Genomic DNA, 24,594 nt, shown 5'->3' with positions numbered 1-24,594 from the left:
ATATTAAAATAATTTTTTAAGGAGTTATAAAAATGAAAAAACAATTTTTTTTCAAAACTATCATAACAGTATTTTTATTATTATTTGCTATATCCTGCAATAATAATCAATCTTCATCTAATTCTTCATCAACTAATTTTACAGCTAAAAAAATAGCTATTACCTATGTAAAAGCACCATTGAATGTTCCATCAATAGTTGAAAAAGAAAAAGCAATATTCAGCAATGCATTTAGTAAATACAATATACCTGTAACATATTCTGAATTAACAACCGGTCCGGAACAAACTCAGGCATTAGCATCAGGCGATATTCAATTTTTATACGCAGTAGGTGCTACTTCTGTAATACTAGCCAAAGCAAACGGTTCTGATATAAAAATTATCAATATGTACAGCAGATCTCCAAAGGCTTTTACATTATTTTCTCAAAAAGGAACATCTTTTACAACAGCAGATGAAGTTAGAGGAAAAAAAATAGCAGGACCAAAAGGGACTATACTTCATGAACTTTTAACAGCATATTTAAATACATTAGGATTAAAAGAAAGCGATGTAGAGTTTATATCAATGGGCATACCAGAATCTCAGGCTGCTTTAGTTGGAGGCTCTGTTGATATGGCTTTGCTTGCTGGTCCTTCTGCTTATAATATGATAAAAGACGGTTATAATGTTGTAACTACAGGGGAGGGTTTAGTTGATGCCACTATAGCAGTTGCTACAAGTGAGAGTTTTTATAACAGCAACAAAGTATTGGTAGATGATTTTATAAATGCACAAAGAGAGGTTTTAAGCTATATAGAAAATAATTATGATGAGGCTATGGCAATTTCTGCAAAAGAAACAGGGCTTAGCGATGAAGCAGTAAAAGAGATGTATACTATGTATGACTTTAGTATAGATATTACTGATAATGATATAAACTCTATGAAAAAAACTGAGGAGTTTATGAGAAATAATAATATGATAGAAACTGAAGTTAATATAGATGATTTGATAATAAAATAATTTTTTGATATTGTTTTACATAAAAATTGCTAGTTATTACATTCATTATATGCATGAATAATTAACTAGCAATTATTATATTTTTCCTCAAACATTTAAGTATAAAATATGTATATTGCTCTTTATAATTAAGCAGGTAATATTCTAAAAAAGTCTTTTAGTATTTTTTGAAAAAACTAAATTATAATAAAAAGTTCTATAAGTATTAATAAAATTAGTTTTAACACAAGTCTATTGACATAACTATAAAATATTGTTAATATGTTACAATCAAAAAAATTTTAAAAAATCAAGAGGTAATTAAAGAATGTTCACAGCCACATTATACGCACAAACTGCCCAAGGAGCACAGGCAGGCGGAAGCCCATTAGTATCCATCGGTATGATGGTAGTAATATTTGCCATTTTCTACTTTTTATTAATAAGACCGCAAAAACAACAGCAAAAAAAATTAGCTCAAAGTATAGCTGAATTAAAAAAAGGAGATAAAGTAATAATAGCAGGCGGCATAATCGCTGAATATGTTTCTGATAAAGAAGGCGGAAGAGTTGCAATAGTTAAAGTAGGCGAAAATACTAAGATGGAAATTGTTAAATCTTCTATATCAGCAGTTGTTACAGAAGAAATGTTAAACCCTCCTAAAAAAGAAGAAAAGAAAAAAGAAGATAAAAAAGCTATAGAAGATAAGAATCAAATAAAAGAAGATTTAGAAAAAGCTCAGGCAGAAGATAAAAAAGAATAATAAAATAAAAAATATAATAATAGGATAGTATAATATGAGTCATAATTTAAGACTAGCATTTATCATTATAGGACTTGGTGTAATGGCTTGGTTTATTACTCCTACAGTAAGATGGTATTTTTTTACATCTGATGACAAGAAAGAAGAAAGTAATATGTCTTTAGATGAAATGATAGCTAAGGGCTACACTAAAGAACAAATTGACAATATTCAATCTCTTAAAAGATTAAGAAGCGAATCTGTAAATATGGGTTTGGACTTACAAGGCGGCATAAGAATCGTTCTTCAGGCTGATTTTGAAGAGTATGCTAACAGAATCGACAGAACTGTATCATCTCTTACAGCTGAAGAGAAAAATGATGCTATGGAAAGACTTATATCAAGACTTAGAGGCAGAATAGATCAATTCGGAGTAAGTGAAGTAGGAATAAGAAAACAGGGTGAAGACAGAGTAGTTGTTGAACTTCCGGGAGCAAGAGATCCGGACAGAATAAAAAGTGTGGTATTAAGTCAGGGAGCTTTAACTTTTAATTTGGTTGATGAACAGGCTACAGCTGCTTTAACTACTAATGATATGCTTATGGGTGTATTTACTAATACTGCTAAAGTTCCGGAATATGGAAAACAGCTTTATTTCTACAGTGAAAAAGATGATTTCGGAAGAAGAATCAGAGGTGCACCTGTTATTGTTAATAAAGAACCTTCATTAGAAGGAAGTGCTTTAATAAATGCTCAGGTAGGCGGAGGTCAGTTTGGAGAGGTTACTGTAGAATTTGAACTTAATGCAGAAGGCTCAACTCAATTCGCTGAAGTTACTGCACAAAATAAAAACAGAATGCTTGCCATAGTGTTAGATGATAAAGTTATAAGTGCTCCTAACATCAATGATGAAATTAGAGGCGGAAGAGGTGTTATAACAGGAAGATTTACTTTAGAAGAAGCTCAAGACCTAGCTAGAATCTTAAAAGAAGGGGCTTTGCCTCTTAATGTAAGTATTGTAGAAGAAGAGGTTGTAGGACAGTCTATTGGTGCTGACTCTGTTAAGGCTGGTGCTACTGCTTTGCTTATGGCTGCTGTTTTAGTTGCCGTATTTATGATAGCTGTATACAGAGTATCAGGAGTTTTAGCAACTATTGCAATGATTGTGAATGTTGTACTCATTATAGCAGTATTATCTCCTCTAAGATTTACTTTGACATTGCCTGGTATAGCCGGCCTTATTCTTACTATAGGTATGGCTGTTGATGCCAATGTTATTATATTTGAGCGTATAAAAGATGAGTTAAAAATAAAATCTAGTGTTGCTGATGCTATTATATCAGGTTATGACAGAGCATTCGCCACAATATTTGACTCTAACATTACTACTATAATTGTAGCTTTAATACTTTGGATATTCGGAAGCGGTCCTGTACAAGGTTTTGCTATTACTTTGTTCTTTGGTATTTTGATAAACCTATTCACAGCTGTATTTATTACAAGATATATCTATGAAGAAATTATAAGAACTAAAATAGTAAAGAAAGCAGGATTCTTCTTTATTTAATTATATGACTTCTTAAAAATAAATAGGATTTTGTAAATGAGTGAAGATATAAAAAAAGAAAATAATGATTTAACAAAAAACAAGATACCGTTTGTTAAAATTATGCCCATAGCTGCTGTGATATCATCTATATTATTCATAGCTTCTATTGCATTGTTTGTTAATAAACTTACCACAAACAGTTTTAATATGGGTATTGACTTTGCAGGCGGTGTTGAACTAAAAGTGCAGATAAATAATCCTGAAGTAATTAATATTGCTGAAATAAGAGCTTTATATAATAATTTCGGAACAGAAACTGTTAATATACAAGAGCTTGAAGGGGCAGACAATATAAATGCTTTTCTTTTAAGATTCAGAGGTTCTAATGAAGAATCCGACAGAGCTATGAAAGTCCTTTATGATAAATACGGACAAGATAAGGTTACTCTAATAGGAAGCAATATCATAAGCGGTGTAGTATCTGCTGATAACTTGAAGCTGGCATTCATACTTATAATAGTTTCTTGGGTTATCATAATGATATACATTACAATAAGATTCAATTATAGATATGCTTTTCCTGCTATAATTACGCTTATACATAATGTTGTTATAGTATTCGGAATACTTCTTTTCTTAAACAAAGAGTTTTCTGTACTTGTACTTTCATCAATGCTTACTTTAATCGGATACACTATTAACGATATCATAGTAGTATTTGACAGAATAAGAGAAAATACCGACAATAAAAAACCATTTAAAGAGATTGTTAATATAAGTTTGAACAATGTTGTAGGAAGAACCGTAATAACTAGTATTTCTACACTTCTTGCTGCACTTGCCATAATGATATGGGGAGGCTTCATACTTTATGATTTTGCCTTTACATTTTTCTGCGGTGTTGTTATAGGTACTTATGCTAGTAACTTTATAGCAAGCGGTCTTTTAATATTATTTATGAAAACTAAAAAAGCATAAAAATATTTTAGCTTTTTAATAATACAAAAAAGAGTATGCATTTTTTATGTATGCTCTTTTTTATTTGAATTATTTTTAATCTTTGACAAGATATTTATTTTAATATATTATTTTTTATACAAAATAATAAACAAAAAACGGAATAAAAATTATGAGCGATATTCAAATACCAAATATTAGTATAAGTAATTTTAAATGCTTCAAGGAAGTTTCTATTGATAGCTTTAAAAAATTTAATTTAATATTCGGTAAAAATAGTGTTGGAAAAAGCAATCTTTTGGAAGCATTATATTTATACTCAAATATGTTTAGAAGCGATACAGTTATATCTTCTTCTTTTTTTCAAAGGAATATACCTCTAAATAATAATTTGGAATTAATTTTTCATAATTTTGATTATACAAACCCTATAAATATAAAAACTTCAAAAAAAGAACTAAATATATACCCTATAAAATCCTTAGAGCTTGCAACTTTAGATGGTATTTATTATCAAGTAAAAAATAATAATGGAGAAACTATAAAACTTCCAATGCTTATAAATAATAACAGACAAATGGATAATAGTTTTGTACCTATTAATAATACTTTTCCTATGAACAATGTAAATGTACGTTCAGCAATTTTAGCTCCTTCATTATTTAACTTTTATTTCTTTAACGATTACAGTACTTCAGAAACAAGTGTAAAAAATAATGTTGTATCATCATTTGATAAACTTCAAAATTTAAAAATGGATAAAATAGTTGTAGATAGTTTAAAAACTATAATACCAAATATAGAATCAATAAGAATATCATCTGAACAAATATGTGAAGCGGATATTGGTCTTGACAGATATTTACCAATAAATGCATTAGGTACAGGTATATATAAAATATTTAACTATATAGTCAGCATACCATTTATTTCAAATGGAGTTTTACTTATTGATGAAATTGATAATGGATTTCATTATAGTGCTTTAAGAAATTTATGGCTATCTCTATTTGAAGCATGCCACAAAAATAATGTTCAGCTTTTTGCTACTACTCACTCTTATGAATGTATAAAAGCTTTTAATGATGTTTATAATGAGAAAAAAGATGAATACAATTCAAATGATGATATTCAAGGTATAAGAATAGAAGCGGACAAAAAAGAAAAGTATAAATATAAAGCCATAATATATAACAATGAAGAATTAAATAATGCTATGGATAATTGGGAGGTAAGATAAAAAATAATGGAAAATAAAATGAATCCTATGGCTAAAAAAGTTCTTCTTGTTGAAGGAAATGATGAGAGAGATTTATGCTCTCTTTTAATTAATAAAAAATTAGAATTAAAATACATAATAGGTAAATACGATAAAACTTTTATAGAAGATGATGACACTATACATATAATAACAATCAATGAAGTTGAGAATAAAAATAATATTACTTCATTTATAAAAACTTCCAACTACAACAATATAGAAAAACTTGCTATTGTAGTTGATGCTGAAAGTAATGCTCAAAAAAGATTTAATATTTTTAATGATATTATAAAATGCGAATATAATCAAAACAACAATATTTATTATGATGATTATAAAGGCTTATTTATAACAGCCAAAACAGATGATAAAACTTCTGGATATTTAGAACATTTAGTTGAAGAAATAATTTTAGAAAATGATAAAGACTTATATAATGACTGCGTTAATAATTTTTTTAATTGTGCCAATAATTATATTAATCAAGGTAGTAATGAAGCCCATTTATTAAAAGCAAAAATACTCGCATTCATATCGGTAAGATGCAAAAAGAGAAATACAGTAGGCGGATTATTTCAGGAATGCTCTCATTATTTGGATTCAAATGTATTATATGATTTAATTGATTTTTTAAATAATATCTTCAAACAAAAATAGGTTTATAAAATGAATGAAAAAATCAACAACTTAAAACAATATATAAATGAAAAATTTCTTCTAACTCTCACAAATAAAGGTATATATAATAGATCAGTAAAAGATATTGATAACATTATAAATAATAGCCCTGAAAAAATAAAACTCGAAGAAGCCGATGATAAAATAAAAGTTACAATAGATACAGGTGATAAAATAGAAGTAATACTTAATGATGAGGATATAAAATCAAGCAAATGTACATGCCCCTCAAAAGATATTTGCAAGCATATTATAATGTCGCTTTTATATATAGAACATTTTAATACAGAAAATAAATCAAATGATAATATAGAAAACGATAACAAATATAATAATACAGAAGAAATAAAAGAGACAGAAGAAACAAACAATAATATAATAAATAATACATTCGATGAAGTCAAAAATATAAGTTTCGATGAAATTAGAAAATTAAGCACTAAAAGAAATTTTGAATATGCATTAGATAGGTTTTATGAAAATATTGAAGCAGATATTAAAGAAGATGCTATGCTTGAAATTAATATTTCAGAAGAAAATACAATTATTTATTTTCCTAAAAAAGACAGCATAAAAAAGGCAGTATGTTCATGCAAAGATTCTTCACTTTGTGCACATAAGATAATAGCTATATTAAAATACAAAGAAATGTACGGAACTTTAGAAGATATAAAAGAAGAAGATAAAGAGATAGATGAAAATATTTTAAAATTCGCAAATGAGTTCATAGAAAATATATTTGAAAAAGGGTTTTATTCATGCAGTGAAAAAGATTTTGATATTGCAGAACAAATAAGTATAAAACTTCAAGTAAAAAATATGCCTGAACTAGCAAAAATATTTAGAAGTATTGCTGAGAGTATTGACTCTATGATAAATAAACATGCTTCATTTAATAAATTATTTGCTTTTGCCTCACTTTCAAGACTTTATAATACAATAAAAAATATAGAAAAAGCAAAGCAAAATAATGATAATAAAACTGTAAAACTTCTTACAGGAGAAATAAGAAGCAAATATATAAATAGAAAAAGCGGAGAATTAGTGGGATTAGGTGCTTATCCTTGGATTTCTTCTACAGGATATTTGGGAGTAAGTGCTTATTTATATAATTTAAATACTAAAAAATTATCATTCTTTTCTTATGTTATACCTACATTTTATGATAATGCTAGAATTTCTTATGATGATGTAAGAAGCAATTACAGAAAGAAAATTCATTTTGAAAATAACATATCTATAGAAGAAATTTCTAAATATAAAATTAAATTCATAAATTATAAAGTTAACAATGAAGAGAGAATATCATCAAGTAAATTTACATCAGTTATCTTAAATGATAGAATTAATTATACATTATTAAAAGATATAAAAGAGTCAAAAAATAATGAAGAACTATTTGCAGAAACATATAATGATATAAAAAATATAGATTTTAGATATGATTATTTCAATAAGAATGATATGTCAAAAATAATAATAGCAGAATTTCAAATAATAGAAAATCAAGAGTTTGATAAAATAAAACAAATGCTTTATTTTGATATCATAAATAAATATAAAGAAGATGAAGAAGAAAGATTAACTTTAAATATAAAATACACATCCATTCACTCAAATGGAATCAAATATATTATGGATTATAAAAACTCAAATGTAGACAAAAACAGATTCATAGTATTGGAAAAAACTAAATATTATATAAGACCTATAAGTATAATAAATGTGAATGCCGTTATAAATATATTTTTTGATAATTAATAATACATTAACAGCAAGAAGTTTTTAATTTCTTCCTGCCGTCAAATATAAATTTATGATTTATTTATGTACGAATTCTCTAATTTTTTTAGCAGCTTCTTTTAATATAGGTATATCCTGAGTTAAAGCTATTCTAAAGTAATTTTCACTTCCGAAAGCAATTCCCGGCACTACAGCAACACCTGTTTCATCTAATAATCTTATAGCAAAATCAAGAGAAGGCTCTTTAGAAAATTTCTCATATCCTACAAACAAATAAAATGCCCCTCTAGGTTCTATAACATCAAATCCCATATCAGTTAACTCTTTAGCTAAAAAGAAAGCTCTCTCTTTATAAATATCTCTGAAACTCTCTATAACAGGATATTTCTCTAAAGCAAACTCAGCAAGAGCACAAGAAACAGTAACCATACTTCCAACATTATTGAAACTAGCATTAACTAAACATTTTCTCACATATTCAGGAGAAATACTGTATCCTATTCTCCATCCTGTCATAGAATGCGATTTTGAAAAACCATTAAGAACTATAACTTTATCCTTTATAGAAGGATAAGAAGCAAATGAAGTAAAAGGATAAAATGATATAGCCGAATATATCTCATCAGCTATTATAAATATATCTTTTTTCTCAAAATATTTAACAAGCTCATCCATCTCTTCTTTTTTAAGCATATATCCTGAAGGATTTCCTGGATTACTGAAAAGTATAGCCTTAGTTTTATTTGTTATAACCTTATCTATTGCTTCAGGCTTAATTACAAGATGATCTGCCCTAGTATCTAAAAATACACATTTACCATAAGAAAGTTTTACAGCCTGTTCATAAGGAGAGAAAAAAGGAGTAGGTATTATAACTTCATCATCTATATTAAGTATAGTTCTAAATACAGAAGAAATACCTTCCATAGAACCAATATGCATAGTAACATTATCAGCTTTAATATCTGAGCCATAGTATTTATTGTAATGATTAGCAACCAATCCTCTTAAATGCTCGCTTCCTCCGGAATGAGTATAACCTAATCTATGAGTTTTAGCGAACTCACAGGCATAATCAATAAACTCTTTAGGAGGCTGTAAATCAGGCTCTCCTATTGTAAGCATTATAGCATTTTCTTTATTTTGTGCTTTTTCTGTAAGCTCTCTTATAAGCGAATATGGTACTTGAAGTATATTTTTATTGAGTTCCATGATGATTCTCCATAAGTGTTTTTTAATTAAAATATTTAGACACAATATTATATACAATAATATTATATATAATAATATTAAATATTTTACCAAAAATATTTAATTTGTCAATTTTTATTATAAAAAAATTTAAAATAAGTCATTAAGTATATTAATTTTATTATTTTTTATAATTAAGGACTTTATTTACTTAGAAATATTATATATGAATAAAAAATGCAGTAATAATATTCATTAAAAATAAAATCATTGTTATAATATTAAAAAAGGAGAGTTTTAATTATAGGATTTTATAAAGATAAAGAATAAATGTTTAGACATAGAGCTGATAGGGCTAAAAAAGAGGGTGATAGATATTATGCTTTATATAAAAAATCAGAAGAATTAGGTGATAAAAAAGAAGCAGAAAAAAATTTGAAACTTTCTCAAAAATACTATCAGGGTTACAGAGAAAATGTACAAAAAGCCGAACAATATAAAAGACAAAGTTTTTAAGTAAAAGTTAATAAATTTGATAAAAAAATAAAAGCCTCTGTATAAAATAATTATTTTTATGCAAAGGCTTTTAAATCATTTTTAATTAAAAAAATTATTTTCTTAAATCATCTACCAATTTAGTTTTATCTGAAGTTTTTTCATCTTTAGTTTTTACAACTTTAGCAGGGTTTCCAGCAACTACCTGATTTTCTTCAACATCTTCTATAACAACTGCCCCAGCCCCTATAACAGCATTCTTTCCAATATGAACTCCCTCAATAATAACAGCATTAGCCCCAATAACAACATTATCTTCTACAATAACAGGCTTAGCAGAAGGAGGCTCAATTACTCCAGCAAGTACAGTACCAGCTCCAATATGGCAGTTTTTTCCTACAATAGCTCTTCCGCCCAAAACAGCCCCCATATCTATCATAGTACCCTCTCCTACTTCAGCACCAATATTGATAATAGCCCCCATCATAATAACAGCATTATTACCAATCGTAACTTTATCTCTTATTATAGCACCCGGTTCAATTCTAGCATTAACATTAAAATAATCTAAAGTAGGTACGCCTGAGTTTCTCCTATCATTTTCCAAATAGTAATCTTCTATAGAGTCTTTATATTCTTCTAATATAGCTTTTATATCTTCATAATCTCCTACTGCAAAATGAAATTCTCCTGAAGAAAATACTTTAGCATTTGTTTTTATTTTAGGTAAATTTCCTTTTATGTATATTTTAACAGGCGTTTTCTTTTTAGAATTTTTAATATACGCAATAATATCTTCTGACTTTTCTAACATATCCATTTCCATATTCTCCTATATAATTTCTAAAAGCATTATCAATTTATTATGATAAAACCTCTTTCATTCTATAAAGTCCAGGTTTCTTATCAATAAGGAATTTAGCAGCTTTAATAGCACCATTAGCAAAAATTCTTCTGGAAGTAGAAGAGTGCTTTATTTCTATAATCTCATCATCTCCATAAAAAATAACACTATGTTCTCCTACAACAGAACCGCCTCTTATAGAATGCATACCTATTTCTTTTTTATCTCTTACATGAAGACCATTTCTTCCGCTAACCAAGAACATTTCATTATCCAAAGCAGCATTAATAATATTAAATAAACTTTTAGCTGTTCCGCTTGGCGAGTCAACTTTTCTATTATGATGAGCTTCAATAATTTCAATATCAAAATTCTTAAGCTGAGGAGCCATCTTTGCTACAACTTCATTCATAAGATTTATTCCTATACAAGTATTAGATGATAATACTATAGGCACCTGCATAGATGCTTCTACGATTTTTGCAAGCATATTTTCATCATAACCTGTAGTACATATAACCATAGGTATATTATTTGCCAAGCTGTAATCTATCATAGCAGGAAGTCTTGAAAAATGAGAAAAATCTATAATCATATCTCCTTTTTCATTTGTAAAATCATCAGCAAAACCTGATATTTCTAATTCGCCCTCTTCTTCTATAACTTCTTTTAAAATTGAGCTCATAACTCCTGTTCCATGTATTAATACTTTCATATTTTTCTCCTTTTTAGTTTTTATAAAAAATTATTTTTTTAAGCCGTATTTATTTATAATGTTCTTTACATGCTCTCTATTTTTATCACTTAAAGGACCTAATGGAGAACGGCATTCTCCTACACCAAAACCCATAATATTCATAGCCTCTTTTATCGGAGCAGGATTAGTCTCTATAAACATAGCCCTCACGAAATCTATATATTTAATCTGAGTTTTAATAGCTTCATTTACATTCCCATTAAGAAAATTCATAACCATATCATGATTTTCTCTAGGAATAATATTACTTGTAACAGATATAACCCCTTTAGCACCTAAAGCCATCATCGGAGTTACCATATCATCATTTCCAGAATACAAATCCAAATTTGGGGCAATATTAGCAATATCTGCCACATAACTAATATCTCCGCTAGCCTCCTTAATTCCCTGAATATTAGAAACCTCGGATAATGTTTTTATTACATTAAGAGATAATTTCACCCCTGTTCTTGAAGGAACATTATATATAATCACAGGACATTTAACACTATTCGCTATTTTTGTATAATAATCAATAATCCCGCTTTCATTTCCCTTATTATAATACGGAGTAACCGCCATTACCATATCAGCACCATACTCATAAGACTTTTTACTGAACTCTACTGCAGATGCTGTATTATTAGTTCCTGTACCAGCTATAACTATAGTTCTTTTTTTTGTACGCTCTATACAAAATTTAATAACCTGCATTCTTTCTTCAGGTGTAAGAGTTGAACTTTCTGCTGTAGTACCTGCGGCAATTATAGCATCTGTTTTATTTGCTATTTGAAATTCAATTAACTCTTCTAATTTCTCATAATTAACTTGATTATCTTCCGTAAATGGTGTTATTAAAGCTACACCTGCTCCTTCAAATAATGACATATTAATCTCCTTTAATTATATATTGTATTTCTTTTTTTTTCTATAGTAAAAAATAAAATAATAGTGTTACTTTATAAATTTATCTTTATTTTTATATGTATTATAAACATTAAGCAGCTGAATTTTTACTCCTATATTAATTGCATCTTCATCTATATCAAACAAGCTATTATGAATAGGAACATTTATTTTTTCATTGGATACTCCCAAACTAAAGAAAGCTCCTTTTACCCTTTGAAGATAATAACTAAAATCTTCAGTTGTCATATTAGACTTTTCAAGAAGACAATTCTCTTCAGTTAAAAAAGATTCCGCAGAAGTTTTCACTATATTAACAGCATCATCATGATTAATTAAAGCAGGATAAGATGGAATATTGACAAACTCTGCATCAGCATTAAAACTTTTTGCAGTATTTTTTATAATATTTTCTATCATGTTTAGTCTTTTATTTCTTGTCTCATCATCGCATAACATTCTAATAATACCTTCCATCTTAACATTATCAGCCACTACATTACTCACACTTCCTCCGTTTATAGTACCTATATGAAGCCTCATACTTCCATCTGTAAATACTGAAGTAAAAGTATGAAGCTGAGTTATAATATGTGCTGCAATTACTATAGCATCGATACCATTATATGATTTAGCTCCATGTGCTGATTTGCCATGAATATAAACTTCAAACATATTAGAACTTGCATACATTGCTCCATAAGTAATACTTATCTGTCCGACATTTATTTCAGGACGAACATGAAGCCCGTAAATAACATTAACATTATCTAAAGCATGCTCATTTATCATAGGCAAAGCCCCGCCTGTAGTCTCTTCTGCCGGCTGATATATAAGCCTAATATTGCAAGGAGGCTTTATCTCAGAAAAATATTTCGCTACACCTGTAAGTACTGCAATATGAACATCATGCCCGCAGGAATGACATTTACCCTTATTCTGTGATGAATAAGAACAATTTTTTTTATCTTCCATAGGTAAAGCATCCATATCAGCCCTAAAAGCTATAGTAAAATTTTTATCCTCGCCTTCTATATTCGCTATTATACCCGTTTCAGCAACCTTATTCTTATACTTTATATTCAATGAATTAAGTATAGAAGAAATTTTCTCTGATGTCCTAAACTCCTGAAATCCAAGTTCAGGGTGAGCATGTAAATCCCTTCTTAAATCTATTAAAAAATCCTTCATAGATAAAAGAACATTTTCTGATATTATATTGTCCTGCATTGTTTAAACACCTCTGTAAAAAACAATTATACCATATAGATATAAAATATTATTATATACATTGTAATTATTATTAATTTTAGAATTATTAAAAAGATTACTTCTTAGATTTTGAAAGAGTGCGTTTTGAAGATTTATAGAATTTAGAAAATTGAAAGCATATATTTGAATGATTATATGAACGGCCTGTATTACAGGTGAATGAAATGTACATTCTAAACTCCTTAAATTTTTATTTATAGTAATATTATTATATGTAATAATATAGCAAAAGTCAAGAAAAACCGCATTATTTTTTAATAAAAAAGATTTTTTATTATAGATATAAAAAATTATATGTTATTACTAAAAAACAAAGAATTAATAAAGAATATATATTATTTATTTTTTTCGATATTATATAAAGAATCAACAATATCCGTAACTCTTACGCCGAAGCATTCATCTATAACTACAACCTCACCTTTAGCTATTAATTTACCATTAACAAGCAAATCTACAGGCTCACCGGCTAGCTTTTGAAGTTCTATGATAGAACCCTCTCCTAATCCTAATATTTCTCTAATACTCAAACGAGCCCTTCCAAGTTCTACTGTTACATTTATAGTAACATCCATCAATAAGCCGATGTTATTAGAAGGTACACTATTAGAATTTTTATTGTCTACATTACTCATTATTTTACTTCTGTATTATACTAATATATCTATATTATATACTTTTATGCAATAATTGCAATTATATTATTATAAAAAATAAAAAAGCGGGAAGTTACTTCCCGCTTTTATTATATTGGTAATTATTTTAACTTATATTATCTAGGTTTATTAGTAAGTCTGTCCATAGGGTTAATAATATCAGTAACACGAACACCGAAGTTTTCATCTATTACTACAACCTCACCTTTAGCTATTAATTTACCATTAACAAGCAAATCTACAGGCTCACCAGCTAGCTTTTGAAGCTCTATAATAGAACCTTCTCCAAGTCCTAATATATCTCTGATAGTCATAGTGGCTCTTCCAAGTTCTACAGTCATATTCATGGTTACATCCATGAGCAGACCTATATTTCCTGTTCCCTGTACATCAGAAGCAGGCATTAGAGAATTAAACTCAGCATGCTGCACACCTAATTGAGGTGAAGAGTCAAAGGCTTGATTATCCACAAGTCCTGACATAGAATTATTAGCAGCTCCGGCATTTGATGTATTTCCTGAGGAAGCAGGAGCAGCAGCATTATTAGAGGCAGAACCTATAAGGCTTTGAAGCAATGGAAGTTCTAAAGCAAATACATAAGGAGCATTTTCAACTTCTCCTTCAATAGAAAGCGAACCGCTTACTATAGCTAAAGAACCCGGTATATTAATACTAAAAGCATCTTCTAATATAGAAGTTTCTATAGGAGAGTTAGTAAAACTTCCCCCAAATCTTGAAGATAAAGCACTGTCAGAAACTCCCACCATTTGAGAGAAAGCCTCTTTCAATACCTGAGCTACCATATCATTTAAAGCAGCTTCTTTTTGTCCCATCATAAGAGAAGCAACTATTAAAGCCTCATTTTCTCCCATGAAGTAATAAACATTTCCTGTGATAGAACCTGTATAACCAACCTTAGCTTCTATCATTTTACCAGAAAGCATTTGATGTAAGTTATTAACATCGCCAACTGTAGTTGTAATATTAGTAATGGATACAGTCTTAGTAGAAATAGATGATAGTGAAAAGGCTTGATTTTCAGCTATCATTTTAGCAGCTTCATTAAAAAGTTGTTTATCTACATTACCGCCGCCATTACCTGATGCCTTAGGAGCATCGCTTCCAAAAGCATCATCGGCACCTTTTAGCAAAGCTTCTATTTCGTCTTGAGATAATGCACCGTCACTCATCATAACCTTAATCCTCCTCTTTTAATAAATCGTCTTCGGTTATATCAGCCTCTCCATCCATAACACCTGTAAGCTGTACAGCCATTCTGCTGCCTGATATACCAGGACGGCATAAGAATTTCTTTCTGTTTCCTATCTTGAATATGACAGGATCTGTAATCTTAGTATCAGTAAATTTAACAACATCGCCTTTCTGAAGATTGAGAATGTCTGATAGCGGTAATTGCATAGATCCAAGTTCCGCCGAAGTTTCAACAAATATATTTTGTAATTTTTCTTTTATTATCTTTAAATTTTCGCTAGTGCTTCCTCTTCTAATAGATGCATACCAATACTGAGCTGAAAACTTAGAAAGTATAGGCTCAATAGTAATATATGGTATACAAAAGTTCATCATACCTTCAACATCAGCTACTTTGGTTTCTAAAGTAATAAGTACAACCATGTCATTAGGGCTAACCATCTGAGCAAACTGAGGGTTAGTTTCTATAGAACCCAAACGCGGTCTTAAATCTATTACCTGAGACCAAGCCTCCCTTAAGTTACCTAGTATTCTTACTATAATACCTTCCATAACTGATAACTCAATATCTGTAAGCTCCCTATTCAAATTCTTAGGACTCTCACCAGGTCCGCCAAACAATCTATCAATAATAGTAAAAGTAATAGATGGGTCAATCTCTAGTATAGAACTACCTTTCAAAGGATCCATACTTACAATAGCCAAAGTAGAAGGATTACTAACACTTCTTATAAACTCTTCGTAAGTAAGCTGATCTACACTTGCTACGTGAATACCTACCAAAGTCCTCAACTGTGCTGATAATGAAGTTGTAGTTACACGAGCAAAGTTTTCATGCATCATCTGAAGCGTTCTAATTTGGTCTTTTGAAAACTTATCGGGACGTTTAAAGTCGTATATCTTTATCTTTCTATGTTCTACTTCTACACGTTTAGTATCAATATTATCTAAACTTTCACCAGATGATATAGCACTTAACAACGCATCTATTTCGCTTTGTGACAATACTTCTGTCATACGAATATCCTTCTCTTATAATTTTTAGTAGTATTTAGCATTAGCTTAACAAGAAGTTATCAAATAATATACCATCTATTTGACCATTTCTAAGCATACTATTAATTTCCCGCTTAATATCAGCTTTTAATTGCTCTCTGCCCTCATTAGTTCTCAACTGATCATAAGTATAAGAACTAAGTATCGTTGTGATTCTATCTCTTATCATATAGAATCTTTCTGGAAGTTCTACTGCAAGCTGCTTAGTATTAGTAGTATAAGTTAATATAATACTAACCTTTACATATCTTGCTACATCCATATCTGCAGTGTTTACATTAAACTCAGGGTCTATACGATAAATTGATGGTGGCGGCTGTTTTACCATATCGTCCACTACACCGCCCTGTACGCCTGCAGCTTTTCCTACACTTTTAGATACAAAAAATGCTATAAGCCCGGATATTAAAGCCACAACTAAAATGGCAGCAATTCCCATAAGGATTTTAACAATCATAGGGCTTAAACCAAATTTCTTCTTTGGTGCAGCTTCGGCTTGTTCTCCTTCTTCTTCGCCTTCTTCCAAGTCTAAGTTTTCTTCGTCTGCCATATAATTTCCTCACTTAAATTAATATGTTTGTTTTCAATTATATAACAGTAAAATAAAATTAGCAACTCTTATGTTAACTTTAACTTTTTACTGTCCTTATATATAATATCGGTAAACTGAAAAAACACTTAACATATTTTTTATCTAAAAGTAAAAAAATATTATGTTGATTTTTTTCGCTTTAATCGTTATAATTTTTGAAATTATCTTTAAATATCAAAGGAGTATTAAATGAGGGTTTTACTAAAAGCTGAAGAATATGAAAAGGTTCTGCCTAGACTTGCTGCTGAAATCATTGAAAAAGAAGATATGGAAAAGCTCGCTATTGTGGGTATAAGAAGAAGAGGAGATTTCTTAGGAATAAGATTAAAAAAACTTTTAGAAGAAAAAATAAAAAAAGAATTGCCTATTGGAGCAATAGATATTAATCTTTACAGAGATGATTTATCTTCTCTCTCTGAATTTCCGGAAATTAAAGAAACTGATATACCTTTTGATATTACAGGAAAAACTATACTTCTTGTTGACGATGTTCTTTATACAGGAAGAACAATCAGGGCTGCTCTAAATGCTCTATTTGATTATGGAAGACCTAAAAAAGTATCTTTACTAGTTTTAGTTGATAGATTCGGAAGAGAACTTCCTATATCCGCAAATTATGTAGGACTTGCTCTTAATGTACCTCAAGATCAATATGTATCGGTAAGAGTGAAAGAATTGGAAGGAGAGGATCTAGTTCTTCTAAAAGATAGAAATTAAAAAAATATATATATTATTTGCAATAAAAAAGGACTTATTAAAAGTCCTTTTTTATTTTGTAAAAATTAATTTCAATCACCGAATTTTCTAAATAGAGATGAATACATATCATAGAACTCTGTTTTTGAAAAATCATTCAAATCTTCAGGAGACATTTTTTCTACAATATTTTTGAAATATCCGAAAAGTTTCTTAAATTTATTAATTTCATTTTCTGATAATAGTATATCAGCTTTAGAACTATACTCATTAGTATTACCGCTAGCCTCTTCAGATTCAAATAATTTAATGGCATAATCTAAATCAGATTGAGTAATTTCTCCGTCAAAATCTTCTTCTTCATCTTCAGTATGTTTTCTATCTTCCATTAGTATAGGCTCATTATCATCACCCAAACTAAATTCTTCTTCAACTGCTACATTATTATCTAGATTTTCTTTATCAATAGTTTCTAATTCTTTTTCTTCAGACATATTCGTCTCCTTATTTAAAAGCTCTTCCATAGAATCAAAATTTTCTATGGATTTTGCTTTAGTATTATCTTCTTTAGTATTATTTTCATTTATTTTGTCACTTATTTTTATAAGTTCTACACCGTCTTCATCATTACCTTTAATGATATTTTCAAGCATATTCAAATCAGAATCTCTTATTTCATCTATTTGAACATTATTTATATATACAAGATCTTCTAATTCTTCATCGCTTACTTCTTCTTTTAATTCATTATTATAATCTTCGTCATGTAATTCATCTTCTTGAATATCTTCTTCTACTTTTTCTTCCTGAGGTTCTTGAGTTATTTCTTCTATATTTGTTTCCTCTGATGATTCAGTAGATGATTCTTCTTTTATTTCTTTTGTGTCTGTTTCCCCAGATGATTTTTCTTGCAATTCTTCTTTTACTTCAATATTATCTGAAGAATTGGATAAATAATTTTGATATAATTCTTTTTCTTCTTCCGTTAAATCTTCTGATGAACTATCTACTTTATCCAAATAGCCTTCTATCATAGATTTATCTTCTTCTGTCAAATCTTCTTCATTACTGATTATCTCTTCTTCTACTTCTTCATGAGATTCTGGAGTTATTTCTTCTGCTTTCGCTTCTTCTGATGATTCAGAAGTTGATTCCTCTCGCAATTTTTCTGCGGGTTCTGATTCTTTATCACTTTCTTTCTTACTCTCTTCATACTCTTCATTCATCTTCTGAAATTTAGATATATAATCATTATTTGGAACATCTTCATCATTATTAGATTCTTGATTTTGCAAATAATCATTATACATCTTAGATATGTAATCATTAGTTAATTCAGGAGTTTCTTCTTTTTCAACAGTATAAGATATAGACTCTATTGATGAATCTTCTTTATCTGATTCTTCTTGAGGTTCTGATATATCTTCTTTCAATTCTTCTTCTTGAGATTCTGGAGTTATTTCTTCTGCTGGTTCTGATTCTTTTATCTCGATTTCTTTCTTACTCTCTTCATACTCTTCATTCATCTTCTGAAATTTAGATATATAATCATTATTTGAAACATCTTCATCATTATTAGATTCTTGATTTTGCAAATAATCATTATACATCTTAGATATGTAATCATTAGTTAATTCAGGAGTTTCTTCTTTTTCAACAGTATCAGATATAGACTCTATTGATGAATCTTCTTCCTCTGATTCTTCTTGAGGTTCTGATATATCTTCTTTCAATTCTTCTTCTTGAGATTCTGGAATTATTTCTTCTGCTTTTACTTCCTCTGGTGATTCCTCTTGCAATTCTTCTTTTGCTTCAATATTATCTGAAGAATTAGATAAATAACTTTTATAGAATTCTTTTTCTTCTTCTGTAAGATCTTCTTCATTATTAATTATCTCTTCTTGTGCTTCTTCCTTGAACTCTTCAGTATCTGCTTTTATTTCTTCTTGAGGTTCATTAGTATATTCTTGTACATCTTCTTCCTTAGGTTCTTCACTATATGATTCTACTTCTTCATGATATTCTGGAGTTATTTCTTCTTGTTTTGATTCTTCTTGAATATCTGCTTTTACTTCTTCTTGAGGTTCATTAGCATATTCTTGTACATCTTCTTCCTTAGGTTCTTCACTATATGATTCTACTTCTTCATGATATTCTGGAGTTATTTCTTCTTGTTTTGATTCTTCTTGAATATCTGCTTTTACTTCTTCTTGAGATTCTGATATCAATTCATCTAGTTTTGCTTCTTCTAACTCTTCTATAGCTGATGATATTTCTTCTTTTATATCTTCTGCTTCTAACTCATCAATTAATTCTTTATCTTTTATTTCTTCCAACTCTTCATCAGATATTTCTGACATAGTATAATTATTTTCTCTGTAGTCATCTGTGATATCTTCTTCATTATTATTTACATAACCGTCATCTATCTCTTCCAACTCTTCATCAGATATTTTTGACATAGTATAATTATTTTCTCTGTAGTCATCTGTGATATTTTCTTCATTTGATGAAGATTCTATTTCAACATCTCTAGTTATTAAATCAAGTTCATTTCCAGATAATTGTATTATATCATCATCATTATCTATTTCTGTTATATAATTAGATTCATCTATATAATCAACATTATCTATATCTGGAACTACAACATTTCTATCATTATATTGTATGTTTATTTCATCTTCTTTTAGATTATCTTCTTTTATTAAATTTACTTCTTTAGGTTCTTCATCATCTATTTCAGGCAACTCCAATACTTCATCTATTACTGATGAATCATCATTATCAGCAATTACAGAAATATCATCGTATAAATCTGGTACCTCTATTTCATCATCATTATTATTATCAATTTTCTGATTACTAAAAAATGTACTTAAATCAAATTCTTCAACACAATCAATATCTTCTAATTCTTCCTCTGTAAGAGCATCTTTTTCAGATACTTCTTTCATAAGAATATCTTGTTCTTCTGAATATATATGCTGAACAACATAATTTTGTTCGGCAGAAAATTCAGCATCATCAACATCTATATTATCTTTTGCATAAGAAGTTCTTTTTATTTTTGTTCCATCTTCCAATTCAATTAATGTATATTTATCTAATGATAATTCATTATCAATTTCTGAAGCATCAGAATCTTTTAAATATTCTTTTTCTATATTTTCTAATTCTTCTAAAGCAGATAAACCTTCATCAATTAATTCTTTTTCTATATTTTCTGATTCTTCCAAAGATGATTGAGACTCACTATTTTTTTCATGCTCTTCAGTAACTTCGTTTCCTGATGTTTCTTCTTCTAATATATTATCAGAATCAAGAAGCTCCTCATCTGTATACTCTTTCATCTCTAATTCAGATTCTTCTTCTGAGGGAGCAGCTTCTTTTGTACTTTCTGATTCTTCTAAAGATGATTGTGATTCAATATTTTTTTCAGGCTCTTCAGCAACTTCGTTTCCTGATGTTTCTTCTTCTAATATATTATCAGAATCAAGAAGTTCTTCATCTGTATACTCTTTCATCTCTAACTTGGATTCTTCTTCTTCCTGAGTATCAGAATATTCCTCTGAGTTATTAAGATGCTCAAAAGATATTAAATCTTCTATATTAAGATCTTTAGATGAAGTATTTTGATTATTTGATAAATTTTTTAGAGTATCTTCTAAGTTATTTAAATCTGTTTCGCCTAAACGAATACTCTCATCTTTAATATCTTCTTCCAAATTTGAAAAATTATCTGCACCAATTAAATTTTCTATATCAACATCTTCTTCATTATCAATTTTCAATTCTTTTATAGTATTATCTAAACTCTTTAACTCTTCTGCATTAAAGTTTTCATCTTCAATATTTTCAGAATTAGACGAATCTTCAGAATCACCTTCTAACTGATTATATAATAAATCTTCATCACTATATTCTGATACATAAACTTTTTTGAAACTCTCATCTAAACTAAAATCTTCAACCGTTTCAATATTGCTTAATTCATAACCCTCTAAAGATTCTTCTTCAGATTCTTTATGTATATCATTCTCTTCTTCAGAATATATGTTATTGATTATTTCAGACTGTTCTTCCGTTAACTCTGACTTGTTTTTTTCTGGTTCTTCTTCTTCAATTTTAGGGCTATTATTAGAATTAGGAAATAAGCTGGACATATCTATTTCAGAATCAACTATTTCGCCTGCCGATTCTATATCATTTTCTGATAGGCTTAAAGTTTCCTGAAGATTTTTATATTTTTTTGTTTCTTCATCTGAATAAGCATTATTAGTTATTTCTTCGCTGCCTTCCAAATTGATATTTTCAGAATTATCTCTTTCTTCATATTCTTTAGTAGTGATTGTAGCTAATATTTTAGGACTTTCTTTATCAGAATTCCCTATAGATATTACAGGAAATTCATTTTCATTAATTTCTATAGTTTTATCTAGAAGTTTATTTATTTCATACTCATCGAGCGAGATTTCTTTATTACTTTCAAAAATACTAGCGAATTCTTTTTCCACTATCAATTCTCTTCATAATTTTTTCTTATAGTTGAATATCTTTTTTGTATATTAATCGTAGTATCATTGGTTATAGGCATATTATAATCAAACCCAACCGGCAAATATCCAAGCTCAGTCATTCCTCCGCAAATTTCTAAAACTTCGGATACTGAAATGCCATATTTACAAAAATATACTCCTTGATTAACAACCGCTCCTTTTACTGTAATACTAATTAGTTTATTATTTGTATTATTAGTTTTATAAAAAAGATTTATAAATATACCAAATACAAATATCAATAATGTAAAAGATAAACAAAGTATTCTATCTCTCATAATATTATCGGTTACTATTTTATATACTATATAATTTTATTTAATGATATCATTCTTTTTATTTGTAGTCAAGATTTCTGTTAATTAATATATAATAATTGTATTTTTTACTTGAATATTTGTATAATAGTAGTATACTCTTAAGAATATGATATTTATTTCCGATTATTATTACAAAATAAATTATATGGTGTTATTTATATGTTTGATTTAGATGTAGTAAATGCTTTCAGCAAAGGTACAGTAATTATATTAAAAAGTTATTTCAATTCAAAAGTTGGAAAAGGCGATGTAAGAATATACAGAAACGCAAATCATGTCGGAGGCGTTATAGTATTTGTAGGTATCACAGGAGATTTAAGCGGAAGACTTATGTTTAATATGAGCAAAGCAACCGCTTTTAAATTAGCTTCAGTTCTTAATATGGAATCTATAACTACAATAGACGATATATTTATTGCCACTATTAAAGAATTTGTTAATATGGTTGCTGGAAGTGCTATAAATGATTTATCAACAAAACATATAGATTTAGATATGACTCCTCCTGCTATACTTATGAGCGAACAGATGTCTATGCTGGAAAAGGAAAATGATAAAATATTATCTATAAGTTATAAAACTGAATTAGGTGAAATATTTATGAACTTAATTTTATTTAATCAAGCTAATTGATAATGCCCAAAATAATACAATATCCATTAATATTATTTATTATAGCTTTAATTATAAAAATAATTATTGATAATATTCGTACAACAGTAAAATCAAATAAATTTTTAAATAAATATTTCAAAGATGAAAATAAATTATATTCTTTGGAAGAAGTTTCAGCAGCTTTTAGATTAGAAAAAGAACATTTCTCACAGCTTTTATCTACATTAGAAAAATATAAATATTTTTCTTTTTTTAATAAAAGAGGAGTTACAATGGTGAAAGATTACTATTCAAAATATGAATTAAAATATTTAACTCGTCTTTTATCTAAAAAACAAAAATTAAAATATTAAATATTACATTATTTCTTTAATAAATAAATCACTAGATACAGACAAATCAATAACCTCTAATCCATCGCTAACAGTACCATCAAGATGCTTAACAATAGATAGTACAGGTCTTAAAGGTAAATTAGGGTTTTGTTCTATGACTCTTGCTATACTTCCATTTGAAAGTTTTACTCTTGTGTTATTAGGGTAAAATCCAACCGCCTTTTGGAATGCTTTGACAACATCGCTGTCAAAATCTTTTTTTGCTAAAGATATAATGATTTTTACAGCTTTATCCGGAGTGCATGGAACACCATGTTCGCCTTTAGTTATCAAATTATTAAAAGTATTACAAATAGATACTACTTTACTATATAAACTTATGTCTTTATTGTCTTTTTGAAACGGATATCCTGTTCCATCATATTTTTCATGATGTTCTAATACGATATCTGCTATATTGTCATCTAAATTATCTCTTTTTACCAATTTATAACCTTGAGTAGGATGTTTTTTTAATATAGCTTCTTCTTCTTTAGTAAGATTAACTTTTGAAAGCAAACTTTCCTGTATAAGAACTTTTCCTATATCATGTACTAAAGCACCAAGCATAATATTAGACATATCAACTTTAGTAAGATTTAATTCACCGGCAGTAATAGCCGCTAATGTCGCTACATCAACAGCATGCTTATACATAGTTTCATCTTTTCTTTTTAACATAGAAAGATATGAATGAGCATCTTTATTTTCAACAATAGAAGAAAGCATAGTATTAACTTCCTTTTTCATAGAGTCAAAATCTATTCCGCCGCCGTTCTTAGCTGTTTCATACAATGACTTAGTTTTTTCTATAGCAGCCTCCTGTTTTTTAGCAACCTCCTGACTATCTATTTTCAATATTTTTTTTCCATTCTCTTCTATTACGCCTCTTAATACAGCTTTTTTTCCGTCTCCTGAAGTATTAACAGTATTTTCTTTTTTTAAATCCAAAAGCTCCATTACACTAATTGTAGTAATAGAATTTCTTTTTAAAGTTTCTATAATGTCTTTTGTAATTACAGTACCAATATCTACGATTCTTTTTTCATCACTATTATATATATTGCTGGCTACTTTCATTCCTTCTTTTACTTCATTTAATGGTATAATAATCTTTGGCATTTAGTTCCTCACTATAAATAATAAATCAT

Annotated in this window: 23 protein-coding genes; 11 read left to right on the top strand and 12 right to left on the bottom strand. The window is 28.4% G+C overall.

All coding sequences use genetic code 11. The features are described from left to right. Positions 1-32 precede the first annotated feature (32 nt). The 7 genes from BFL38_RS12880 (at position 33) to BFL38_RS12850 (ending at position 7,934) form a co-directional block, all read left to right on the top strand. Positions 33-1,007 carry an ABC transporter substrate-binding protein gene (locus BFL38_RS12880; RefSeq protein ID WP_069727401.1) on the top strand — a complete coding sequence of 325 codons (975 nt, stop codon included), beginning with the start codon at positions 33-35 and terminating at the stop codon, positions 1,005-1,007. Between the two features lie 307 nt (positions 1,008-1,314). Next, positions 1,315-1,749: a preprotein translocase subunit YajC gene (gene yajC / locus BFL38_RS12875; protein WP_008722449.1), complete on the top strand. Its 435-nt coding sequence runs from the start codon at positions 1,315-1,317 to the stop codon at positions 1,747-1,749. 34 nt (positions 1,750-1,783) lie between these two features. Then, positions 1,784-3,295 (top strand): protein translocase subunit SecD, encoded by a 1,512-nt coding sequence (secD, locus tag BFL38_RS12870; RefSeq protein ID WP_069727400.1) that lies wholly within the window; start codon positions 1,784-1,786, stop codon positions 3,293-3,295. Between the two features lie 36 nt (positions 3,296-3,331). Next, the gene (secF, locus tag BFL38_RS12865; protein WP_069727399.1) at positions 3,332-4,255 is read left to right on the top strand and encodes a protein translocase subunit SecF; all 924 of its coding nucleotides are present in this window, start codon (positions 3,332-3,334) and stop codon (positions 4,253-4,255) included. 151 nt (positions 4,256-4,406) lie between these two features. After that, a complete protein-coding gene (locus tag BFL38_RS12860) occupies positions 4,407-5,474 on the top strand; it encodes an AAA family ATPase (RefSeq protein WP_069727398.1) in 1,068 nt (355 codons plus the stop codon). A gap of 6 nt (positions 5,475-5,480) precedes the next feature. After that, positions 5,481-6,152, top strand: coding sequence for a DUF3226 domain-containing protein (locus BFL38_RS12855; RefSeq protein ID WP_069727397.1), 672 nt, complete (start codon positions 5,481-5,483; stop codon positions 6,150-6,152). A 9-nt stretch (positions 6,153-6,161) separates the two neighbouring features. After that, positions 6,162-7,934, top strand: a complete 1,773-nt coding sequence (locus BFL38_RS12850; RefSeq protein ID WP_069727396.1) for an SWIM zinc finger family protein — start codon at positions 6,162-6,164, stop codon at positions 7,932-7,934. 60 nt (positions 7,935-7,994) lie between these two features. Here the strand turns inward: BFL38_RS12850 and BFL38_RS12845 are convergent, their stop codons facing one another. Then, complete coding sequence (locus BFL38_RS12845; RefSeq protein ID WP_069727395.1) at positions 7,995-9,128, bottom strand: pyridoxal phosphate-dependent aminotransferase; 1,134 nt, start codon at positions 9,126-9,128, stop codon at positions 7,995-7,997. A 309-nt stretch (positions 9,129-9,437) separates the two neighbouring features. Here BFL38_RS12845 and BFL38_RS12840 point away from each other — a divergent pair, with 309 nt between their 5' ends. Next, complete coding sequence (locus tag BFL38_RS12840) at positions 9,438-9,623, top strand: hypothetical protein (RefSeq protein WP_069727394.1); 186 nt, start codon at positions 9,438-9,440, stop codon at positions 9,621-9,623. 94 nt (positions 9,624-9,717) lie between these two features. Here the strand turns inward: BFL38_RS12840 and dapD are convergent, their stop codons facing one another. The 8 genes from dapD to BFL38_RS12800 form a co-directional block, all read right to left on the bottom strand. After that, complete coding sequence (gene dapD, locus BFL38_RS12835) at positions 9,718-10,422, bottom strand: 2,3,4,5-tetrahydropyridine-2,6-dicarboxylate N-acetyltransferase (RefSeq protein ID WP_069727393.1); 705 nt, start codon at positions 10,420-10,422, stop codon at positions 9,718-9,720. Positions 10,423-10,465: 43 nt separating this feature from the next. Continuing rightward, a complete protein-coding gene (gene dapB, locus BFL38_RS12830; protein ID WP_069727392.1) occupies positions 10,466-11,161 on the bottom strand; it encodes a 4-hydroxy-tetrahydrodipicolinate reductase in 696 nt (231 codons plus the stop codon). Between the two features lie 30 nt (positions 11,162-11,191). Next, complete coding sequence (gene dapA / locus BFL38_RS12825; RefSeq protein WP_069727391.1) at positions 11,192-12,073, bottom strand: 4-hydroxy-tetrahydrodipicolinate synthase; 882 nt, start codon at positions 12,071-12,073, stop codon at positions 11,192-11,194. A 66-nt stretch (positions 12,074-12,139) separates the two neighbouring features. Beyond that, entirely contained in the window at positions 12,140-13,321 is a 1,182-nt protein-coding gene (locus BFL38_RS12820) for a M20 metallopeptidase family protein (protein WP_069727390.1), read from the bottom strand. Positions 13,322-13,698: 377 nt separating this feature from the next. Continuing rightward, positions 13,699-13,998 carry a flagellar motor switch protein FliN gene (gene fliN, locus BFL38_RS12815; protein WP_069727389.1) on the bottom strand — a complete coding sequence of 100 codons (300 nt, stop codon included), beginning with the start codon at positions 13,996-13,998 and terminating at the stop codon, positions 13,699-13,701. A 137-nt stretch (positions 13,999-14,135) separates the two neighbouring features. After that, a complete protein-coding gene (fliN, locus tag BFL38_RS12810; RefSeq protein ID WP_069727388.1) occupies positions 14,136-15,212 on the bottom strand; it encodes a flagellar motor switch protein FliN in 1,077 nt (358 codons plus the stop codon). A 4-nt stretch (positions 15,213-15,216) separates the two neighbouring features. Then, positions 15,217-16,248 (bottom strand): flagellar motor switch protein FliM, encoded by a 1,032-nt coding sequence (fliM, locus tag BFL38_RS12805; RefSeq protein ID WP_008722421.1) that lies wholly within the window; start codon positions 16,246-16,248, stop codon positions 15,217-15,219. A gap of 40 nt (positions 16,249-16,288) precedes the next feature. After that, positions 16,289-16,837 (bottom strand): flagellar basal body-associated FliL family protein, encoded by a 549-nt coding sequence (locus tag BFL38_RS12800; RefSeq protein ID WP_069727387.1) that lies wholly within the window; start codon positions 16,835-16,837, stop codon positions 16,289-16,291. A gap of 231 nt (positions 16,838-17,068) precedes the next feature. Between BFL38_RS12800 and pyrR the strand changes: the two genes are divergently transcribed. After that, a complete protein-coding gene (gene pyrR / locus BFL38_RS12795) occupies positions 17,069-17,596 on the top strand; it encodes a bifunctional pyr operon transcriptional regulator/uracil phosphoribosyltransferase PyrR (RefSeq protein ID WP_008729178.1) in 528 nt (175 codons plus the stop codon). A 71-nt stretch (positions 17,597-17,667) separates the two neighbouring features. On the opposite strand, the gene BFL38_RS12790 is transcribed toward pyrR, so the two are convergent. Continuing rightward, positions 17,668-22,092 carry a hypothetical protein gene (locus BFL38_RS12790; protein WP_069727386.1) on the bottom strand — a complete coding sequence of 1,475 codons (4,425 nt, stop codon included), beginning with the start codon at positions 22,090-22,092 and terminating at the stop codon, positions 17,668-17,670. 2 nt (positions 22,093-22,094) lie between these two features. Then, positions 22,095-22,412 carry an SLBB domain-containing protein gene (locus tag BFL38_RS12785; protein ID WP_008722401.1) on the bottom strand — a complete coding sequence of 106 codons (318 nt, stop codon included), beginning with the start codon at positions 22,410-22,412 and terminating at the stop codon, positions 22,095-22,097. Positions 22,413-22,613: 201 nt separating this feature from the next. On the opposite strand from BFL38_RS12785, the gene BFL38_RS12780 reads away from it, so the two are divergent. Together BFL38_RS12780 and BFL38_RS12775 are read left to right on the top strand one after the other, a co-directional pair. Further along, positions 22,614-23,087, top strand: a complete 474-nt coding sequence (locus BFL38_RS12780) for a chemotaxis protein CheX (RefSeq protein ID WP_069727385.1) — start codon at positions 22,614-22,616, stop codon at positions 23,085-23,087. A gap of 2 nt (positions 23,088-23,089) precedes the next feature. Further along, the gene (locus BFL38_RS12775) at positions 23,090-23,422 is read left to right on the top strand and encodes a hypothetical protein (RefSeq protein ID WP_069727384.1); all 333 of its coding nucleotides are present in this window, start codon (positions 23,090-23,092) and stop codon (positions 23,420-23,422) included. A 3-nt stretch (positions 23,423-23,425) separates the two neighbouring features. Here the strand turns inward: BFL38_RS12775 and BFL38_RS12770 are convergent, their stop codons facing one another. Beyond that, entirely contained in the window at positions 23,426-24,565 is a 1,140-nt protein-coding gene (locus tag BFL38_RS12770; protein ID WP_069727383.1) for an HD-GYP domain-containing protein, read from the bottom strand. Positions 24,566-24,594 lie beyond the last annotated feature (29 nt).

It is taken from the genome of Brachyspira hampsonii, from assembly GCF_001746205.1.
In the GTDB taxonomy this organism is placed as follows: domain Bacteria; phylum Spirochaetota; class Brachyspiria; order Brachyspirales; family Brachyspiraceae; genus Brachyspira; species Brachyspira hampsonii_B.
This window is presented reverse-complemented; position numbering and strand designations above follow the sequence as displayed.